Source organism: Herbaspirillum sp. CAH-3 (assembly GCF_009668275.1).
Taxonomy (GTDB): Bacteria; Pseudomonadota; Gammaproteobacteria; order Burkholderiales; family Burkholderiaceae_D; genus Herbaspirillum; species Herbaspirillum aquaticum.
Genome location: NZ_VSWE01000009.1, coordinates 193,055 through 210,119 on the forward strand (window position 1 = coordinate 193,055; position 17,065 = coordinate 210,119).

Below are 17,065 nucleotides of genomic sequence, written 5' to 3' on the forward strand. Positions count from 1 at the left end.
TTAATACCAGCATCCGTCGTACCCCGGGACCACGGTACAGCCACACAAGCGGCGGCCGTGTTCCAGGAAGTAGTTGCATCAGGTGGACCAAGACAACCATCACGGAGACGAGCAATGAAAGTACTGATTACGGACTACGATTTCCCCGACGTCGACCTGGAGCTTGCGCTCTACAAGGAAGCCGGTGTGGAAGTCGTGACCGCGCAATGCCGCACGGAAGAGGAGGTGATCGCCGCCTCCGCAGGATGCCAGGGCCTCTTGGTGCAATACGCACCGGTGAACGCCAAGGTCTTCGCAGCCCGCCCTGAGATCCGCATCGCCAGCCGCTATGGTGCCGGCTTCGATACCATCAACACGGCCGACGCCGCAGCACACGGCGTGTGGGTCGCCAACTCGCCCGACTATGGCGTGGGCGAAGTGGCCACCCATGCGCTGGCCATGGCACTGGACCTGATCCGCAACATCACCGTCTATGACCGTGCGGTCAAGGCCGGTGAATGGCACTACACCACGGCCGGCATCATTCCGCGCGCCTCCGAGCTGACCATCGGCATCATCGGACTGGGCCGCATCGGCAAGCGCATGGCGCATATCTCGCGCAATCTCTTCAAGCGCGTCATTGCCTATGATCCCTACATCATCGATGGCGACTTCCCTGCTTATGTGGAGCGCGTGAGCCGAGAGGAACTGTTCCGTCAAGCGCATGTGGTGTCGCTGCATACGCCCCTGAACGACGAGACGCGCAACATGATCGATGCCTCGCTGCTCAACCTGCTGCAGCCGCAGAGCTATCTGGTGAACTCCGCTCGCGGCGGCCTCATCCAGATCGACGACCTGCTGGCCGCGCTGGAAAACGGCAAGCTCAAGGGCGCGGCGCTGGATGTGCTGCCGGTGGAGCCGCCGCAGACGGCCTCGGCTATCGTGCAGCATCCACGTGTGCTATTGTCGCCGCACGCGGCCTTCTTCTCGGATGTCGCAGCGCGCGAACTGCGGCGCAAGGCGGCCCAGAACCTGATCGACTGGGACCGCAACGGACGGCCTTCCTATGTCGTCGTCCAAGGCAAGAACCAATAAGTCAAAACAATCCCCCCGACAACGGGGCGCCAACGCAGCACCGCGCCGGCCGCCAGCCGGCGCAGCATCAGTGTAGACAACGAAAAAAAGGAAGACCGGCAGGATCTTCCACGCGTCCCTCCACAGGACGTGCCTGAACAAAGTGCGTTGTGAACGGCTCCGCCTGGAACCGGTTCCGCAGCGTCGATACGAGGATAGACACGAGGAGCATTTGATGGCATCAGTACAGATCCGCGCAGTCAAGAAACAGTTCGGCAGCACCCAGATCATCCGGGGCGTCGACATCGATATCGCCGATGGCGAATTCACCGTCCTGGTCGGTCCGTCCGGCTGCGGCAAGTCGACGCTGCTGCGCATGCTGGCGGGGCTGGAGGAAATCACCGGCGGCGAGATCCTCATCGGCGGCACCGTGGTCAACAACGTCCAGCCCAAGGACCGCGACATCGCCATGGTGTTCCAGAACTACGCGCTCTATCCGCACATGACGGTGCGCGACAACATGGCCTTCTCGCTCACCCTGGCCAAGAAGGACAAGTCCTTCGTCGACGAGCGCGTCAAGAAGGCCGCCGACATCCTCGGCCTGAACCAGCTGCTGGACCGCTATCCGCGCCAGCTCTCGGGCGGCCAGCGCCAGCGTGTGGCGATGGGCCGCGCCATCGTGCGCGATCCACAGGTGTTCCTGTTCGACGAACCGCTCTCCAACCTCGATGCCAAGCTGCGCGTGCAGATGCGCACCGAAATCAAGGAACTGCACCAGCGCTTGAAGACCACCTCCATCTACGTGACCCACGACCAGATCGAAGCCATGACCATGGCTGACCAGATCGTGGTCATGCGCGATGGCCTGGTGGAACAGCGTGGCCGTCCGCTGGACCTGTACGACCATCCGGCCAACCTGTTCGTGGCCGGTTTCATCGGCTCGCCCGCGATGAACTTCATCCCGGCCACGCTGCGCCGAAACGGTGGCGGTGGCGCTGCCGAAGTCGAATTCGCCGATGGCACCCGCGTGCCCGCGCCCTATGGCAGCGCCCTGCAGGGCAATGACGGACAGAAGGTCACCTACGGCGTGCGCCCCGAGCACCTCTCCATCGGTGCGGCCGGGCAAGGCATCGCCACCAAGGTCATCGTGGTCGAACCGACCGGGGCCGATACCGAAGTGTTCTCGCGCTTCGGTGAGACCAGCCTCACCTCGATCTTCCGCGAGCGCCATGATTTCGGCGCGGGCGACGTGATCCACCTGGTTCCTGACCACAGCCGCACGCACCTGTTCGATGCCGAGTCGGGCAAGTCGCTGGCGGCCCGCTGATCCACCGCACCATCACTGCAGTAACCCAAGCACCACCCGTAGCGCAGCATCACAAGAAAAAGAGTCCATCCGCAAGAACAGCCGTTCGAAAGCGGTCCAATTCGACTTTCAACCGAAGGAGTAGGAGACATGAGCAAGCTGACACGACGCGAATTCCTGGTCACCAGCGCTGCTGCCGCAGCCGCTTCCAGCATGGGCGTGAACGCCTTTGCCGCAGGCCCCGGCGCGGCGGGTGCCGACAGCATCAAGTACCCCATTGAACAGGGCGCGACCTTGCGCATCCTGCGCTGGAAGCGTTTCGTCCAGGGCGATGAAGACCTGTGGAACGCCAACGTCAAGAAATTCACCGAACTGACCGGCGTGGCCGTACGTACCGACAGCGAAGGCTGGGAAGACGTGCGCCCGAAGTCGGCCGTGGCCGCCAACGTGGGCAGTGGTCCGGACATCGTGCTGGGCTGGTTCGACGATCCGCAGCAGTACCCGACCAAGCTGGTCGACATGACCGACCTGGCCGATTCGCTGGGCAAGCGCTATGGCGGCTGGTACGACGTCTGCCGCAAGTACGGCACCAAGGACGGCAAGTGGATCGCGCTGCCGCTGGGCGTGATCGGCAATGCCCTGGTCTATCGCGAAAGCCAGATCAAGGCGGCCGGCTTCGATGCCATTCCCAAGGACACGGCCGGCTTCCTCAAGCTGTGCCAGGCACTGAAGGCCAAGGACACCCCGGTCGGCTTCGCCCTGGGCAAGGCCGTCGGTGATGCCAACAACTGGGCGCACTGGCTGCTGTGGTCGCATGGCGGCAAGCTGGTCGACAAGAACGGCCAGGTCGCCATCAACTCGGCCGAGACCCGTGCCGCGCTGGAATACGCCAAGCAGCTCTATGCCACCTTCGTGCCCGGCACCCTGTCGTGGCAGGATCCGTCCAACAACAAGGCCTACCTGGATGGCCAGATCAGCCTGACGGCCAACGGCATCTCGGTGTATTACGCCGCCAAGAATTCGCCCGATCCCAAGCTGCAGGACATCGCCAAGGACACCCAGCACGCGCACTTCCCGGTCGGCCCGGCCGGCAAGCCCACCGAGCTGATGCAGATCACGCAGATGATGGTGTTCAAGCACACCAAGTTCCCCAATGCGGCCAAGGCCTTCGTGCAATTCATGTTCGAGCCGGACCAGTACAACCCGTGGATGAAGGCCTCCATCGGCTACGTCAGCCAGCCGCTGAAGGCCTACGAGAAAAACCCGGTCTGGACCGACGACCCGAAGGCCACCGTGTATCGCGACTCGGCCTCGCTGATGCTGGACCATGGCCACGAAGGCCCGCTGGGACAAGCCTCGGCGGCCTGCATGGCGGACTACGTGGTGGTGGACATGGTGGCCGAGGCTGCCTCGGGCGCCAAGACCGTGCAGCAGGCCATCGACCGTGCGGCCGAACGCGCCAAGCGGTACTACAAGACCTGATGGCATCAGCCTGAACGTCAGCAAGGCGGCTCCGGGTTCCCTCGGGACAGCGGGCAAAGGGGCAGGTTGTCAGGGCCTGCCGACCCGGTACCGCCGCGCTGGCGCATCGCGACGCGTCACTACAGTACTGGCCGCAAGCCTGGCTTGCGGCCCTTTCATCGAGGCACATCATGCTATCCCGATTCCTGAACAACCGTAACGTACTGGGCATGCTGTTCATGGCCCCGGCCGTGATCCTGCTGGTGGTGTTCCTGACCTACCCGCTGGGCCTGGGCATCTGGCTGGGCTTCACCGATACCAAGATCGGCGGCGAAGGCAGCTTCATCGGCCTGGACAACTACACTTACCTGGCCGGCGATTCGCTGGCGCAGCTGTCGCTGTTCAATACCGTGTTCTACACGGTCAGCGCCAGCATCCTGAAATTCGCACTGGGCCTGTGGCTGGCCATCCTGCTCAACAAGAACGTGCCGCTGAAGACCTTCTTCCGCGCCATCGTGCTGTTGCCCTGGATCGTGCCGACCGCACTGTCGGCCCTGGCCTTCTGGTGGCTGTATGACGCGCAGTTCTCCGTCATCAGCTGGGCCCTGCACAAGATGGGCCTGATCGACCGCTACATCGACTTCCTGGGCGACCCGTGGAATGCGCGCTGGTCCACCGTCTTTGCCAACGTCTGGCGCGGCATTCCCTTCGTGGCGATCTCCCTGCTGGCGGGCCTGCAGACGATCTCGCCGTCGCTCTATGAAGCGGCTGCCATTGACGGTGCCACACCCTGGCAGCAGTTCCGCCATGTGACGCTGCCCTTGCTCACGCCCATCATCGCGGTGGTGATGACCTTCTCGGTGCTGTTCACCTTCACCGACTTCCAGCTGATCTATGTGCTCACCCGTGGCGGTCCGCTCAACGCGACCCACCTGATGGCCACGCTCTCCTTCCAGCGCGCCATTCCGGGCGGTGCCCTGGGTGAAGGCGCGGCACTGGCAACCTACATGATTCCCTTCCTGCTGGCAGCGATCATGTTCTCGTATTTCGGCCTGCAACGTCGCGGCTGGCAACAAGGAGGTGACAAATAATGGCCAAGAAAAAAGACGACCAGCAGGAAACCCAGGGTATGGATTTCCTGCAATCGACACCGCGCCGCTGGGTGACGATCTACATTCCGCTGCTGATCTTCCTGTTCGTGCTGCTGTTCCCGTTCTACTGGATGGTGATCACGGCCTTCAAACCGGACAATGAATTGCTCTCGCAGACCGGCAACCCCTTCTGGGTGATTGCCCCGACGCTGGCGCACTTCAAGAAGCTGCTGTTCCAGACCCAGTATCCGGCCTGGCTGCTCAACACGGTGATCGTCTCGGTGGTGTCGACCTTCGCCTCGCTGGCGGCCAGCGTCTTCGCCGCCTACGCGATCGAACGCCTGCGCTTCCAGGGCTCCAAGCAGGTCGGGCTGGGCATTTTCCTGGCCTACCTGATCCCGCCTTCGATCCTGTTCATTCCGCTGGCGGCAATCGTGTTCAAGCTGGGGCTGTTCGATACGCGCTGGGCGCTGATCCTGACCTATCCAACCTTCCTGATCCCGTTCTGCACCTGGTTGCTGATGGGTTACTTCCGCTCGATTCCCTATGAGCTGGAAGAGTGCGCGCTCATCGATGGCGCCACCCGCTGGGAGATCCTGGTCAAGATCATCCTGCCGCTGGCGGTGCCGGGCCTGATCTCGGCGGGCATCTTTGCCTTCACGCTGTCGTGGAACGAGTTCATCTATGCGCTGACCTTCATCTCCTCCTCCGAGGTAAAGACGGTGCCGGTGGGGATCGTCACCGAGCTGGTGGAAGGCGACGTCTACCACTGGGGCGCACTGATGGCCGGGGCGCTGCTGGGCTCGCTGCCGGTGGCGGTGGTGTATTCCTTCTTCGTGGAGTATTACGTGTCGGGGATGACGGGCGCGGTGAAGGAATAAAGCTTCACCCTGCATCCTGTGCGGCAAAGAGAAAGCCCGGCGTTCGCAAGAACGCCGGGCTTTTCTTTACAGCGGTGCAGCAGGCCGACTAGCGCTTACTGCTTGGCCAGCGGCGCACTGCCCGCCTCCACCGTCTTCTTCTCCGGCAGCTGCTTGCGCACCTTGGCCACATCGGACGCGTTCACCGACGACGCCTGGTTGCCCCAGCTGCTGCGGATGAAGGTGACGACATCGGCCACTTCCTGGTCCGACAGGCGGCTGGCAAAGCCCGGCATCGCGAATTGCGTCGGGGCCTTGTGGGTCCAGGGCATTTCGGCGCCTTCCAGCACGATGCGGATCAGCGAAGCCGGATTCTCGGCATTGACCGTCGGTGACAAGGCCAGGGTCGGGAAGGTTTCTTCATAGCCCTTGCCGCTGCTGCGGTGGCAGGCCGCGCAGTTGTTCAGGAACGCCATGGCGCCCGGGCTCTGGTCGCTGCCTTTGCGCAAGGCCTGGTGGGTCTTGTCGTCATAGGCCAGGGCTGGCGTGCCTTCCTTCACCGCCTTCAAGGACTTCAGGTACTTGGCCATGGCCGAGAGATCTTCCCCGGTCATGTACTGGGTACTGTTGGCCACCACATCGGCCATGCCGCCAAAGGCAGCGGAATGGCTGTTGCGGCCGGTCTTGAGGAAGGCCACGATGTCGGCCTCGCTCCAGTTGCCCAGGCCATCGCGGGCGTCACCGCGCAGGTTGTTGGCCAGGTAGCCGTCGATCACGCCACCCGAGAGGAACTGGCTGCTGTCATTGGACAGCGCCTTCTCCTGCATGCCCACGCCGCGCGGGGTATGGCAGGCGCCACAGTGACCCAGGCCTTCGACCAGGTATTGGCCACGCACCAGGGGACTGTTGTCCTCCGGTCCATCGGCCGCCACTGCCGGTGCGAACACCTTGCGCCACACCGACAGCGGCCAGCGCATCGACAAGGGCCAGGTGATGTCCACACCGCGATTGGGTGCGGGATCGGCCTGTACGCCCTGCATGAAGTAGGCATAGAGCGCCTTCACGTCAGCCGGCTTGACCTTGGCGTAGGAAGGATACGGCATGGCCGGATAGAGCGACGCGCCATCCTTGCGGATGCCGTGACGCAGCGCCCGGTCGAAATCCTCTTCGCTGTAGCTGCCGATGCCGTGTTCCTTGTCCGGCGTGATGTTGGAGGAATACACCGTGCCGATGGGCGTGGCAATGGCCAGGCCACCGGCAAAGGGCTTGCCGCCCTTGGCCGTGTGGCAGGCCACGCAGTCCCCGGCCTTGGCCAGGTACTCGCCACGCTGCACCAGTTGCTGGTCGGCCGAGGGTGCGGCGGCATTGGTCTGCGCTGCTGCGGTGAAGGCGGACAGCGACATGACAGCCGCACAGGCGGCGATGAAATAATGCTTGATCATGATGGTCGTCATCCTTATGCCTGCACCAGCGGGCCGGGGTTTTTCAGATACTGCTCACGGATGGCCTTGGCGGAGTGATACGCCAGCGCCGTGACCAGCCCGGTCGGGTTGTAGCCCATGTTCTGCGGGAAGGCGCAAGCGCCGTAGACGAACACGTTGGGCACATCCCAGCTTTGCAGGTACTTGTTGACCACGCTGTTCTTGGGCGTCGTGCCCATGATGGCGCCTCCGGTCAGGTGGGTCGATTGATAGACCCGCGTATCCCAGGATGATCCGGTCTTGCGCACGGCCTTGACGACCTTCTCCGGATTCATGGCCTGGCCGACCTTCTCCATCTGGCCGGCGATGTAGGTCAGCATCTTGCCTTCGTTCTCCTTCCAGTTCAGGGTCATGCGCAAAAGCGGCTGGCCATTGGCATCCTTGTAGGTCGGATCCAGCGACAGGTAGCAATCGCGATAGGCCATCACCGAACCGGACATGCCGATGGTGAGCGTGCGCTGGTAGGCATCCTGCACGCTGGCCTTCCACTCGGAACCCCAGCTGGGGACCTTCTCGCCCGGCATGGTGCCGGCCTGCTTGATGGGACGGCCGCCATAGCGCACGTGGCGAATCGAGGCACCGCCGATGAAGCCCAGCGGACCGTGGTCGAACTGGTCGGCGTTGAGGTCGTCCATGCCCACGCCACCGGCACCGGTGCCGATGAAGGGATTGAACTGCGTGCCCTTGGGCATGACCACGTTGATGCCGCCGTTGTACTGGTAGGCGAAGTTCTTGCCCACCACACCTTCACCAGTCACCGGGTCATAGGGCTTGCCGATGCCCGAGAGCAGCAGCAGGCGCACATTGTGGGTCTGGAAGGCGGTCAGCAGGACCAGGTCGGCCGGCTGCTCGACTTCGCGACCCTGGGCGTCGATGTAGGTGACGCCGGTGGCACGCTTGCCGGAGGCATCCAGGTTGACCTTGATGACCTGGGCCTTGGTGCGCACCTCGAAGTTCTTGCGCTTCAGGAGCACCGGCAGGATGGTGGTCTGCGGCGACGCCTTGGAATACATGTAGCAGCCGTAGTTTTCACAGAAGCCGCAGTAGTTGCAGGGACCGATGCGCACGCCATACGGATTGGTGAAGGGCTGCGAGGCATTGGCCGCAGGTGCCGGATAGGGATGGTAGCCGACATCGCGCATGGCCTTCTCGACCAGCGAGGCGCTGTACTGGTATTGCAGCGGCGGGGTCGGGAATTCATCGCTGCGCTCGCCTTCCAGGGGATTGCCGCCGGCGACGATCTTGCCCTTGAGATTGCCGGCCTTGCCGGAAACCGCCATGACCTTTTCCGAGAAATCGTAGAAGGGTTCCAGTTCCTTGTAGGTCACGCCATGGTCCTGGATGGTCATGTCCTCGGGAATGAATTTCTTGCCGTATTTCTGCTCGTGGTGCGTGCGCATTTCCAGCTCTTCGGGCAGGTTGCGGTACATCATGCCGTTCCAGTGGAAACCGGCACCGCCCACGCCATCGCCCAGCAGGAAGGAACCATGCTGGCGGTAAGGCACGGCCACGTCGGAGAGCGTATGACGAATCGTCACGGTCTCGCGCGAGAGGTCCTGGAACAGCGCGCCGCGCACCGAGTATTTCAGTTCATCGACCGCCTTCGGATACGGCGTGTCGGTGTTGGTGTCACGCATGTCGCCACGCTCCAGCGCCAGTACGTTCAGGCCGGCTTCGGTGAGCTCCATGCCCATGATCGAGCCGGTCCAGCCCAGGCCCACCATCACTACATCCACTTTGTCTTTTTTGATAGCCATGATCAGCCCTTCTCTCCCAGAATCGACACAGGGCCGTATGGATACTTGACGTTGTACTGGTCCACCCAGTCGGCGTAATCGGCGCGTGCACCGGGGAAACCGACCATCTTCCAGCCGCCCATCTTCTGGTTGCCGCCGTACATCGGATCGGCGAAATAGCCCTCCTTGGTGTTGCCCAGCATGAAGCTGAAGAAGGTCTTGGCGGGCACGGTATCGAAAGCGATCTTGCCGCCTTCCATCATCTTGAGCACGTCGAGCTGCTTGGCCTTGTCGAGTTCGGCGAAGACCTTGCCGTGGTTCTTGCTGCACCAGTCATTGCAGGCGGCGATGCCCTGGCGGTAGATGTCGCGCGGGACCAGCGAGAGCTGGTAGCCCAGTTCGGGCACGCTGTCCGGATGGAAGGGGCCTTGCATGTACCACAGCTTGCCGGCGCCATAGGGCGTTTCCATCTGGCGGTCGATGAACTCGGGTACGCCGGTTTCCAGCGCGCCGGCACCGTACTGGTCCGAGGGAATGAGGTGATCGACGGCGGCGTTGAGGAAGGCCCATTCGGGCGCAGTGAAGTAGGTCGGTGTGTAGGCGCGGGGCTTGCCCGGCTCGCTGCTGTCGGCCATTGCCGGCTGGCTGACCGCTACGGTGGTGGCGCCGCCTAGCGTGGTCGCGGCTGGGACGATGGCCAACACCTGGCGCAGGAAGCGCCGCCTGGGCTCTTTATCTTGTGACATGAGTATCCTTTGGACGTGGATTTTTGACGAGGGAATGGCTGGACGCTGGCGCGAAACGCAAAAGGTGAATGAACGCACCCCTGCGTGCCGGATGGACGCCGTCTCTTGTTGTTGTGGTGAAGCTCCCTGCGCAGCAGCTGCGGGCACCGCCGCGCAGGGGTGAAAATCAGCCCGGCAGGGCAAGCCTTCCTGCCCTGCCGGCCGCCGTCATGCCAGCACTTCGCCGAAGAAGGCCTGCAGTGCTGCGGCCGCACGCTCGGCCGTCTGGCGGTGGTAGAAGAAGCCGGGATGGTTGGCATCCGGATCGGTGAAGGAGTGGCCGGCCTGGCCATAGTTGACCAGTTGCCAGTCGACCTTGAGGGCGCTCATCTCGTCGATGAAGCCATTGACCTGATCGCGCGGCACCGACGGGTCCTGCACGCCGTGCAGCACCAGGACCGCGCCCTTGACCTTGCTCTCGCCCGGGGCCGGGGTATCGAGCGCGCCGTGCAGCGAGACCGTGCCGCGCACATCGGCACCATCACGCGCCAGTTCCAGCGCAGCGGTGCCACCGAAGCAGAAACCGCTGGCGCCCAGCTTGCCGGCGTCGAGCTTGACGAAGGTCTGCTCGCGCAAGACCTTGAGCACGCCGTGCATGCGCTTGCGCAGTTCGGCGCGATCCTGCTTCAGCGGGATGATGGCTGCCAGGGCTTGGTCCGGATTGGTCGGGCGCAGGGTCTTGCCGAACACGTCGGCCACCAGGATGGCATGGCCGGCACCGATGGTGGTGGCGGCGATTTCCAGCGCCTGCTGGCGCAGACCGAAGTAGTTGGGGACGGTCAATACGCCTGACACCGGCGGCTGTGCCTTGTTGTAGAGCAGGACGCTTTCGTAATCGATGCCATCGGCGCTGTGGGCGATGGTCTCGATGCCGAGCTCGGTGGCGGGGATGCCGAACTTCTCGGCAATGGCGGCGGTGTTCCAGGACGTGGACATGGAGGCTCCTTTGGTTGGCAAACGCCGCCCGGGTGGAGGCCGGGCGGCGTTCAGGAAACTTGTGTTTGGCGCGAACAGAAAATGAACAATACGGGTCATCAATCCGGCAGAACTGCGCCGTTTCCAGCTCAGCCATGCCTTTTTCTTGACCGCATGTGGGCAGCAATGTTCGCACAAACAGTGCATTTCTGCAGGAGGTCAGACCAGTGAACCTCGAATAAATGCGAGGCCCATCCATACAAAACCCATACAAGCCGCATGGTGATAAGCGGCAACTTGACTTTTACTTGCGAGCAATGGATTCTTGCCCGACCCCATCGGCAGACCTCTTCCTAACAACGACCAACACAAGAGCTTCCATGAACGATCATCCTGACCTGTCCGACTCCCCTGAGCCCTCCCCTTCGATTCCGGCTGCCGGAAGCAATTTCGCCACCGTCCTGCGGGATTCGGCCGACCACAGTGCACCGCAGGCGTTTTCCTTCAGCGGTCGCGGTTCCGAATATTTCCGCATCTGGATCGTCAACCTGCTGCTCTCCGTCGTCACCCTGGGCATCTATTCGGCCTGGGCCAAGGTGCGCCGGCTGCGCTACTTCTACGACAACACCTCGGTGGCCGGCGCCAGCTTCGACTATCACGGCAATCCCATCGCCATCCTCAAGGGACGCATCCTGGCCGTCGTATTGCTGGTGGCCTACCACGTGGCCGGCTCCATCAACATCCTGCTGGGCGTCATCGCCGCGCTGGCCCTGATGCTGGCCAGCCCCTGGCTGATCTGGCGCAGCCTGCAGTTCAAGCTCTACAACACCAGCTATCGCGGCATCCGTTTCGGTTTTCGCGGCAGCTTCGGCGGCGCCTTCAAGAACTTCCTGCTGTGGCCCATGATCGCGGGCATCAGCGTGGGCCTGCTGATGCCGATGGCGGCGCAGCGCTTCAAGCGCTTCCAGCACAATGAGGCGCGCTTCGGTGCCACCCACTTCTCCTTCCACGGTTCGGTGGGCGCGTTCTACCTGGCCTTCGCGGCCGGTATCGGCGGCTGGATCGCCGGCTCGGTACTCATCGTCATCGGCTTCGGTGGCGTGGCAATGTTCCAGTCAATGCAGTCGGGCGCGGGCTCGATCGCCGCGTTCGGGCTGATGATATTGGCGCTCTACGCCTGGTCCTTCCTGATCATTCCGCTGTGGCTCACGCTGCTGCAGAACCTGGTGTGGAACAACACCCGCCTGGGCGAGCATCGCTTCGAGAGCCGCATGCGCTGGGGCCGCACCGCCATCATCCTGCTCACCAACGTGCTGGGCATTGCGTTCACGTTGGGCCTGTTCACCCCCTTCGCGCAGATCCGCATGATGCGTTACCGCATCGAGTCGGTCACGCTGCTGCCGGCGGGCAGCCTGGATGACTTCATCGCTTCCAGCGAGTCGCCCGGCTCGGCCACCGGCGAAGGCCTGGGCGACCTGCTCGACTTCGATCTCTCGATGTAAGCCATGACGGTCTCGGCTTCCTACTACGACGGCAAGACCTCAAGGTGTCATCTGGTGACGCTGAGCGTCACCGATGGCGTGGCCCAGGTGCGCGGCGAGGTCGAGCGCGATTGCCCGATTGCCCAGCTGCGCGTATCCGAGCGCCTGAACCGGGCAGCGCGCAAGGTCAGCTTCCCTGACGGGGCCTATCTGGAAATCATTGATGCGGCGGCCTTCAGCAGCTTGCTGCGCGAGACTGGCCACCGTGATTCACTGGTGGTGAGGCTGCAGCAAAGCTGGCGCCATGCACTGGCGGCCTGCGCTGCGCTGGTTGCGGTGGTGGTACTGAGCTACCTGTACCTGCTGCCACTGGCCGCGCAAGGCATCACCGCCCTGCTCCCGGTCTCGGTGGATCGCCAGGTGGGGCAAGGTACGCTGGATTTCCTTGACCAGCACGTGCTGGCCCCCAGCCAGCTCGACGACCAGCGCGCCCGCGCCATCACGTCGCGCTTTCGCGCCCTGGCCACACCGCTGGCCGATGTGCCCGACTTCCAGCTCGTGTTCCGCAAGAGCCGCATCGGCCCCAACGCCTTCGCCCTGCCTTCGGGGCAGATCGTGGTCACGGATGACATCGTGCAGTTGCTGGACGACGATGATGCCCTCATGGGCGTGCTGGCCCATGAACTGGGCCATGTGCACCGGCGCCACCTGATGCGGCGCCTGATCCAGAGTTCGGCCATTGCGGCTGCGGCCACGCTGCTTTTTGGCGATGTCTCGGCGGTGCTGGCCAACATCCCGACGGTCTTGCTGGACCTGAAGTATTCGCGCGACATCGAACGCGAGGCCGATGATTACGCCATCGCCATGTTCAAGGCCAATGGACTGCCACGCCAGAAGCTGGCGCTGGTGTTCGAGAAGCTGGAAGACATGGGCAAGGGCAAAGACAGTCCGGCTGCGCGCTACCTCTCCAGCCATCCGGCCAATGAGGAACGCATCGCGCACATCCTCGGCGCTCGCTGAGGATCTTCATTGACAACAAAAACCCCGGGCGCTCGCGCGCACCGGGTTGCTGGTCCTTCATCAAGCGTGCGGCTATGGTGCCGGGACGCCCGCGCTGTCACTGCCCTCCACCAGCGCCTTGAGCGAATCGAGCACCAGTCCGTTGCTGCGAATCCAGTCCTGTCCGCTGCGCTCGCTGATGACATCCTCCTGGTCAGGTGAAGAAAGGTCGATGATCTCGCTCTCCAGCGCCTCGATCGACAGCGTGGTGGTGAAGGCTTTGACGACCGGCTTGGTCAGGTCCTTGTGGTTCTGGCGGATGACCAGGGCGGTACGGCCCGAGCGCAGCTTGACGATGGAGCCGATGGGATAGATGCCCAGCGTCTTGACGAAGGTCAGGAAGATGGGACGGTCGAAGTGCCCGTTCCAGCTGGCCATCCGGGCCAGCGATTCGGCCGGGTCCCAGGCGGTCTTGTAGCTGCGATCGGAGGTGATGGCGTCATACACGTCGCACACTGCCGCCATGCGGGAATACAGGTCGATCTGGTTGCCCTGCTGGCGCCCCGGGTAGCCGCTGCCATCGATCTTCTCATGGTGGTGCAGGCAGACGTCCAGCACATAGTCGGGCACGCCGGCAAAGCCGCTGAGGTATTCGTAGCCCAGTACCGGGTGGCGCTGGATGATGCGGAATTCCTGGTCGGTCAGCTTGCCGGGCTTGTTGAGCACCTCCAGCGGAATGAAGGCCTTGCCCACATCATGCAGGTAGCCGGCCAGGCCGGCTTCCTTGCAGGCGGTGTTGTCCATGCCCAGCGTGCGCGCCAGCGCCACCATCATGGTGCACACCGCAATCGAGTGCAGGTAGGTATATTCATCGGCACGCTTCAAGCGGATGATGCTGAGCAGGGCATTCGAATTGCGGGTGACGGAGGCAGCGATTTCCTCCACCAGGTCCTGGCATCGTTCGACGTCCAGGGTCTTGCCCAGGCGGGCTTGCTTGAACATCAGCTGGGTCGACTCCTTGGCGCTCTCGTAGAGCCGCAAGGCTTCACCCAGTTCTTGGCGGTATTCTTCCTCGGGGGTGATGGGAGCCGCCGGTGCCACGGCAACCGGCTCAACGCCTTCTTCGACCTGGCTGGCGGCAATGACATCGCGGCCCAGCGAGATGTCGATCCAGCAGAACTCGAAGCCGGCACTGCGCGCGCGGCTCACATCGGCCGCGTGTTCGATCAGGAATTTGCTGCGCCAAAAGGGGTTCTCGATCCATGGGCCGTCGAAGCCTGAAAAATACATGCCCACGGCCAATTCGTTGACGCTGATTTTTTTGAGTTGTGTCATCTGAGCCTGAGAGAAGTTGCTTCTGCGGGATGCCCCGCTTGCTGCTCGCAACTTTCCGCAGGGACAGCTGCGGGAGCGTATTACCCGACACTCCGACTGTATAACAACTTCGCCCGGCTGATTAGCAGGAAATTCCTGATCACACTCATTAACAAAACCGCATAATCCGACGCCCCACGATGGAATCGGTAGTCATGCAGGGATGGCGCGGTCCAAACGCCTGGCACGCCAGGGCGCACGGCCGGGCAAAGAAAAACCCGGGGCGCTGGCGCGGCCCGGGTTGGCAGTTGATGCAGGCTTGACGGGTCAGTGACCCGGGACCTCAGTGACGCTGCTCATCCTGCGACATGCTCGACAAGCCCGAATACAGGCTGCAGCAATGCGGCGCACCGCGGTGCGATCCGGTATCGAGCTCACTGGAGTCATTGAGGAAATCGACCAGCTTGCGATAGAGTTGTGCGAAGTAGCGCATGACTTACCCCCTTTCACTGTTGACTGATGGCAGGCATCCGAAGACGCTCTGACAGTGCCGCTCTGTCCATGGTCTCGATTCACACGGCCGGCACGAACCGTATAAATTGTTTATATCATTTATTCTATGTGCATGCAGGCCGGACGTCTATCAGGATTTCTCTGACATCGCTGTGCTTGTTGCGCGTAATCATCACTTCAGCCACACCTACGTGCAGTCCGCCTGCACCTTCAGCCATGCCCGGAAAGCCGCCATGGCAGCGGTTTGCGGGCGCGACTTCAAGCGCGTGAGCCAGTAGGCCCCCAGCACGATACGCTGGTTGAAGGGGCAGGCCAGGCGTCCCTGCCGCAGTTCGCGCTCGAACATCATCACCGGCAGCAGGGCCACACCGGCCTCCTGTGCAGCGGCCTCGGCCAGTGCCAGGGAGGAATCGAACACGAAACCGCGCAATGGCGGACAAGGCAGGCCGGCCGCTGCAAACCAGCGGCGCCATTCATCGCTGCGATAGGAACGCAGCAGCGTCTCCGCCCCCAGGTCGGCCGGCGTGCGCAGGCGCGCGGCGATGTCGGGTGCACACATCGGCGCCAGGGGTGTATCGAACAGACGTTCAGCCTCGGTGCCATGCCATGCACCATCGCCAAAACGGATCGCATAATCCAGACCCTCACCGGCCAGGTCGACCCGGTTGTTGTTGGTGAGCAGGCGCAGGTCCACGAACGGATGCTGCTGCTGGAATTCACGCAGGCGCGGCATCAGCCAGCCCACCGCGAATGTCCCGACGACGCCCACGGTAAGCACCTCGCGGCGGCGGCCATCTTCGAACTGGGCCAGTACATCGGCGATGCGTCCGAAGGATTGCGCCACCACCGGCAGCAGCGCCAGCCCTTCATCGGTGAGGGCCAGGCCGCGCGGCAGGCGTCGGAACAGCGCCACCCCCAGGCGCTGCTCCAGGTTCTTGACCTGCATGCTCACGGCGGTCTGGGTCACGCTCAATTCCTCGGCGGCGCGTGTGAAGGAGAGATGGCGGGCCGAAACTTCGAAGGCGCGCAAGGCATTCAGGGGCAGGTACACGGAGACTCCAGGCATCAGTTTTTCTTGGGCTTGCATCCAATTATCGTGAATTGTGGCCGCATCGGCTACTGCCTATCATGCAGCCCTGTTGTCACCATTCATCGAGGAGAAAGCATGACCGGAAGACGCCATTTCCTGTCCCTGGCGGCGCTGGCCGGCGCCGGGCTGATCAGCCGCAGCTGGGCAGCCGATAGCACCAGGACAAGTAAAACTGAGGACTCATCCACACTGACCGCCCCCCTGTCGCGACTGGAAGCCGATATCGGCGGGCGTCTCGGGGTATCCCTGGTGGATACCGCCGGCGGACGTCACTGGGGCTATCGCGCCGATGAGCGTTTCCCCATGTGCAGTACCTTCAAGTTCCTGGCGGCTGCGGCGGTGCTGCGCCGTGTGGATCAAGGCCGGGAGCAGCTGGAGCGCCGCATCGTCTATCGCCAGCAGGACCTGGTCCCCTACTCGCCCACCACGGGCAAGCACACCGGTGGCGAAGGCTTGTCGGTGGCGCAGTTGTGCGAGGCAGCGGTCACCCTGTCGGACAACACGGCCGCCAACCTGATGCTGGCCAGCATGGACGGCCCCGCCGGACTGACACGCTATATCCGCACACTGGGCGACGAGCTGACCCGCCTGGATCGCAATGAGCCCACGCTCAACGAGGCCACGCCGGGCGATCCGCGCGACACCACGACCCCGGCCGCGATGACGGCCGACCTGCGCCAGCTGGTGCTGGGCAACGCGCTCACGCCGGCCTCACGCCAGCAGCTGACCCAATGGCTGGTGGCCAACCAGACCGGGGACAAGCGCGTGCGCGCCGGTCTTCCCAAGAACTGGAAGGTCGGCGACAAGACGGGGACGGGGCGTTTGGGCACGGCCAACGATGTGGGCGTGGTGTGGACAGACAAGGGGGCGCCGCTGCTGTTTGCGGTCTATCTCACCGAAAACGCCGCCACCGATGCGCGGCGCGATGCGGTGCATGCGGAAGTCGGCCGCCTGATCGGCCAGCTCATGGCCTAGGCAGT

General features: G+C 63.2%; 15 protein-coding genes. 8 read left to right on the forward strand and 7 right to left on the reverse strand.

The window, feature by feature from the left end; all coding sequences use genetic code 11:
* The first annotated feature begins 114 nt into the window (after positions 1-114).
* The 5 genes from FYB76_RS13465 (at position 115) to FYB76_RS13485 (ending at position 5,792) form a co-directional block, all read left to right on the forward strand.
* Positions 115-1,074: a C-terminal binding protein gene (locus FYB76_RS13465; protein ID WP_088754898.1), complete on the forward strand. Its 960-nt coding sequence runs from the start codon at positions 115-117 to the stop codon at positions 1,072-1,074.
* A 214-nt stretch (positions 1,075-1,288) separates the two neighbouring features.
* Positions 1,289-2,380, forward strand: coding sequence for an ABC transporter ATP-binding protein (locus FYB76_RS13470; RefSeq protein WP_088754897.1), 1,092 nt, complete (start codon positions 1,289-1,291; stop codon positions 2,378-2,380).
* Between the two features lie 129 nt (positions 2,381-2,509).
* A complete protein-coding gene (locus FYB76_RS13475; RefSeq protein ID WP_088754896.1) occupies positions 2,510-3,841 on the forward strand; it encodes an ABC transporter substrate-binding protein in 1,332 nt (443 codons plus the stop codon).
* A gap of 170 nt (positions 3,842-4,011) precedes the next feature.
* Positions 4,012-4,911, forward strand: a complete 900-nt coding sequence (locus tag FYB76_RS13480; protein ID WP_039784562.1) for a carbohydrate ABC transporter permease — start codon at positions 4,012-4,014, stop codon at positions 4,909-4,911.
* Positions 4,911-5,792 (forward strand): carbohydrate ABC transporter permease, encoded by an 882-nt coding sequence (locus FYB76_RS13485; protein ID WP_088754895.1) that lies wholly within the window; start codon positions 4,911-4,913, stop codon positions 5,790-5,792. Before FYB76_RS13480 ends, FYB76_RS13485 begins: the two co-directional genes overlap by 1 nt.
* A 95-nt stretch (positions 5,793-5,887) precedes the next feature.
* On the opposite strand, the gene FYB76_RS13490 is transcribed toward FYB76_RS13485, so the two are convergent.
* The 4 genes from FYB76_RS13490 to FYB76_RS13505 form a co-directional block, all read right to left on the reverse strand.
* Entirely contained in the window at positions 5,888-7,213 is a 1,326-nt protein-coding gene (locus tag FYB76_RS13490; protein ID WP_195724639.1) for a cytochrome c, read from the reverse strand.
* 14 nt (positions 7,214-7,227) lie between these two features.
* Positions 7,228-9,009: a GMC family oxidoreductase gene (locus tag FYB76_RS13495; RefSeq protein ID WP_088754893.1), complete on the reverse strand. Its 1,782-nt coding sequence runs from the start codon at positions 9,007-9,009 to the stop codon at positions 7,228-7,230.
* 2 nt (positions 9,010-9,011) lie between these two features.
* On the reverse strand, positions 9,012-9,734 hold the full coding sequence (locus FYB76_RS13500; RefSeq protein ID WP_034330411.1) for a gluconate 2-dehydrogenase subunit 3 family protein: 723 nt from the start codon (positions 9,732-9,734) through the stop codon (positions 9,012-9,014).
* Between the two features lie 207 nt (positions 9,735-9,941).
* Positions 9,942-10,709, reverse strand: a complete 768-nt coding sequence (locus FYB76_RS13505) for a dienelactone hydrolase family protein (protein WP_154133952.1) — start codon at positions 10,707-10,709, stop codon at positions 9,942-9,944.
* A gap of 359 nt (positions 10,710-11,068) precedes the next feature.
* Between FYB76_RS13505 and FYB76_RS13510 the strand changes: the two genes are divergently transcribed.
* Both FYB76_RS13510 and FYB76_RS13515 read left to right on the forward strand, forming a co-directional pair.
* The gene (locus FYB76_RS13510) at positions 11,069-12,190 is read left to right on the forward strand and encodes a YjgN family protein (protein ID WP_154133953.1); all 1,122 of its coding nucleotides are present in this window, start codon (positions 11,069-11,071) and stop codon (positions 12,188-12,190) included.
* Between the two features lie 3 nt (positions 12,191-12,193).
* Positions 12,194-13,189, forward strand: coding sequence for a M48 family metallopeptidase (locus FYB76_RS13515; protein ID WP_154133954.1), 996 nt, complete (start codon positions 12,194-12,196; stop codon positions 13,187-13,189).
* A gap of 72 nt (positions 13,190-13,261) precedes the next feature.
* Here the strand turns inward: FYB76_RS13515 and FYB76_RS13520 are convergent, their stop codons facing one another.
* The 3 genes from FYB76_RS13520 to FYB76_RS13525 form a co-directional block, all read right to left on the reverse strand.
* Positions 13,262-14,503 carry an HD-GYP domain-containing protein gene (locus tag FYB76_RS13520; RefSeq protein WP_088754889.1) on the reverse strand — a complete coding sequence of 414 codons (1,242 nt, stop codon included), beginning with the start codon at positions 14,501-14,503 and terminating at the stop codon, positions 13,262-13,264.
* Between the two features lie 322 nt (positions 14,504-14,825).
* Positions 14,826-14,975 (reverse strand): hypothetical protein, encoded by a 150-nt coding sequence (locus FYB76_RS26645; RefSeq protein WP_008330992.1) that lies wholly within the window; start codon positions 14,973-14,975, stop codon positions 14,826-14,828.
* 207 nt (positions 14,976-15,182) lie between these two features.
* Complete coding sequence (locus FYB76_RS13525; RefSeq protein WP_088754888.1) at positions 15,183-16,046, reverse strand: LysR family transcriptional regulator; 864 nt, start codon at positions 16,044-16,046, stop codon at positions 15,183-15,185.
* 114 nt (positions 16,047-16,160) lie between these two features.
* Between FYB76_RS13525 and bla the strand changes: the two genes are divergently transcribed.
* Entirely contained in the window at positions 16,161-17,060 is a 900-nt protein-coding gene (gene bla, locus FYB76_RS13530) for a class A beta-lactamase (protein WP_088754887.1), read from the forward strand.
* Positions 17,061-17,065: the final 5 nt, after the last annotated feature.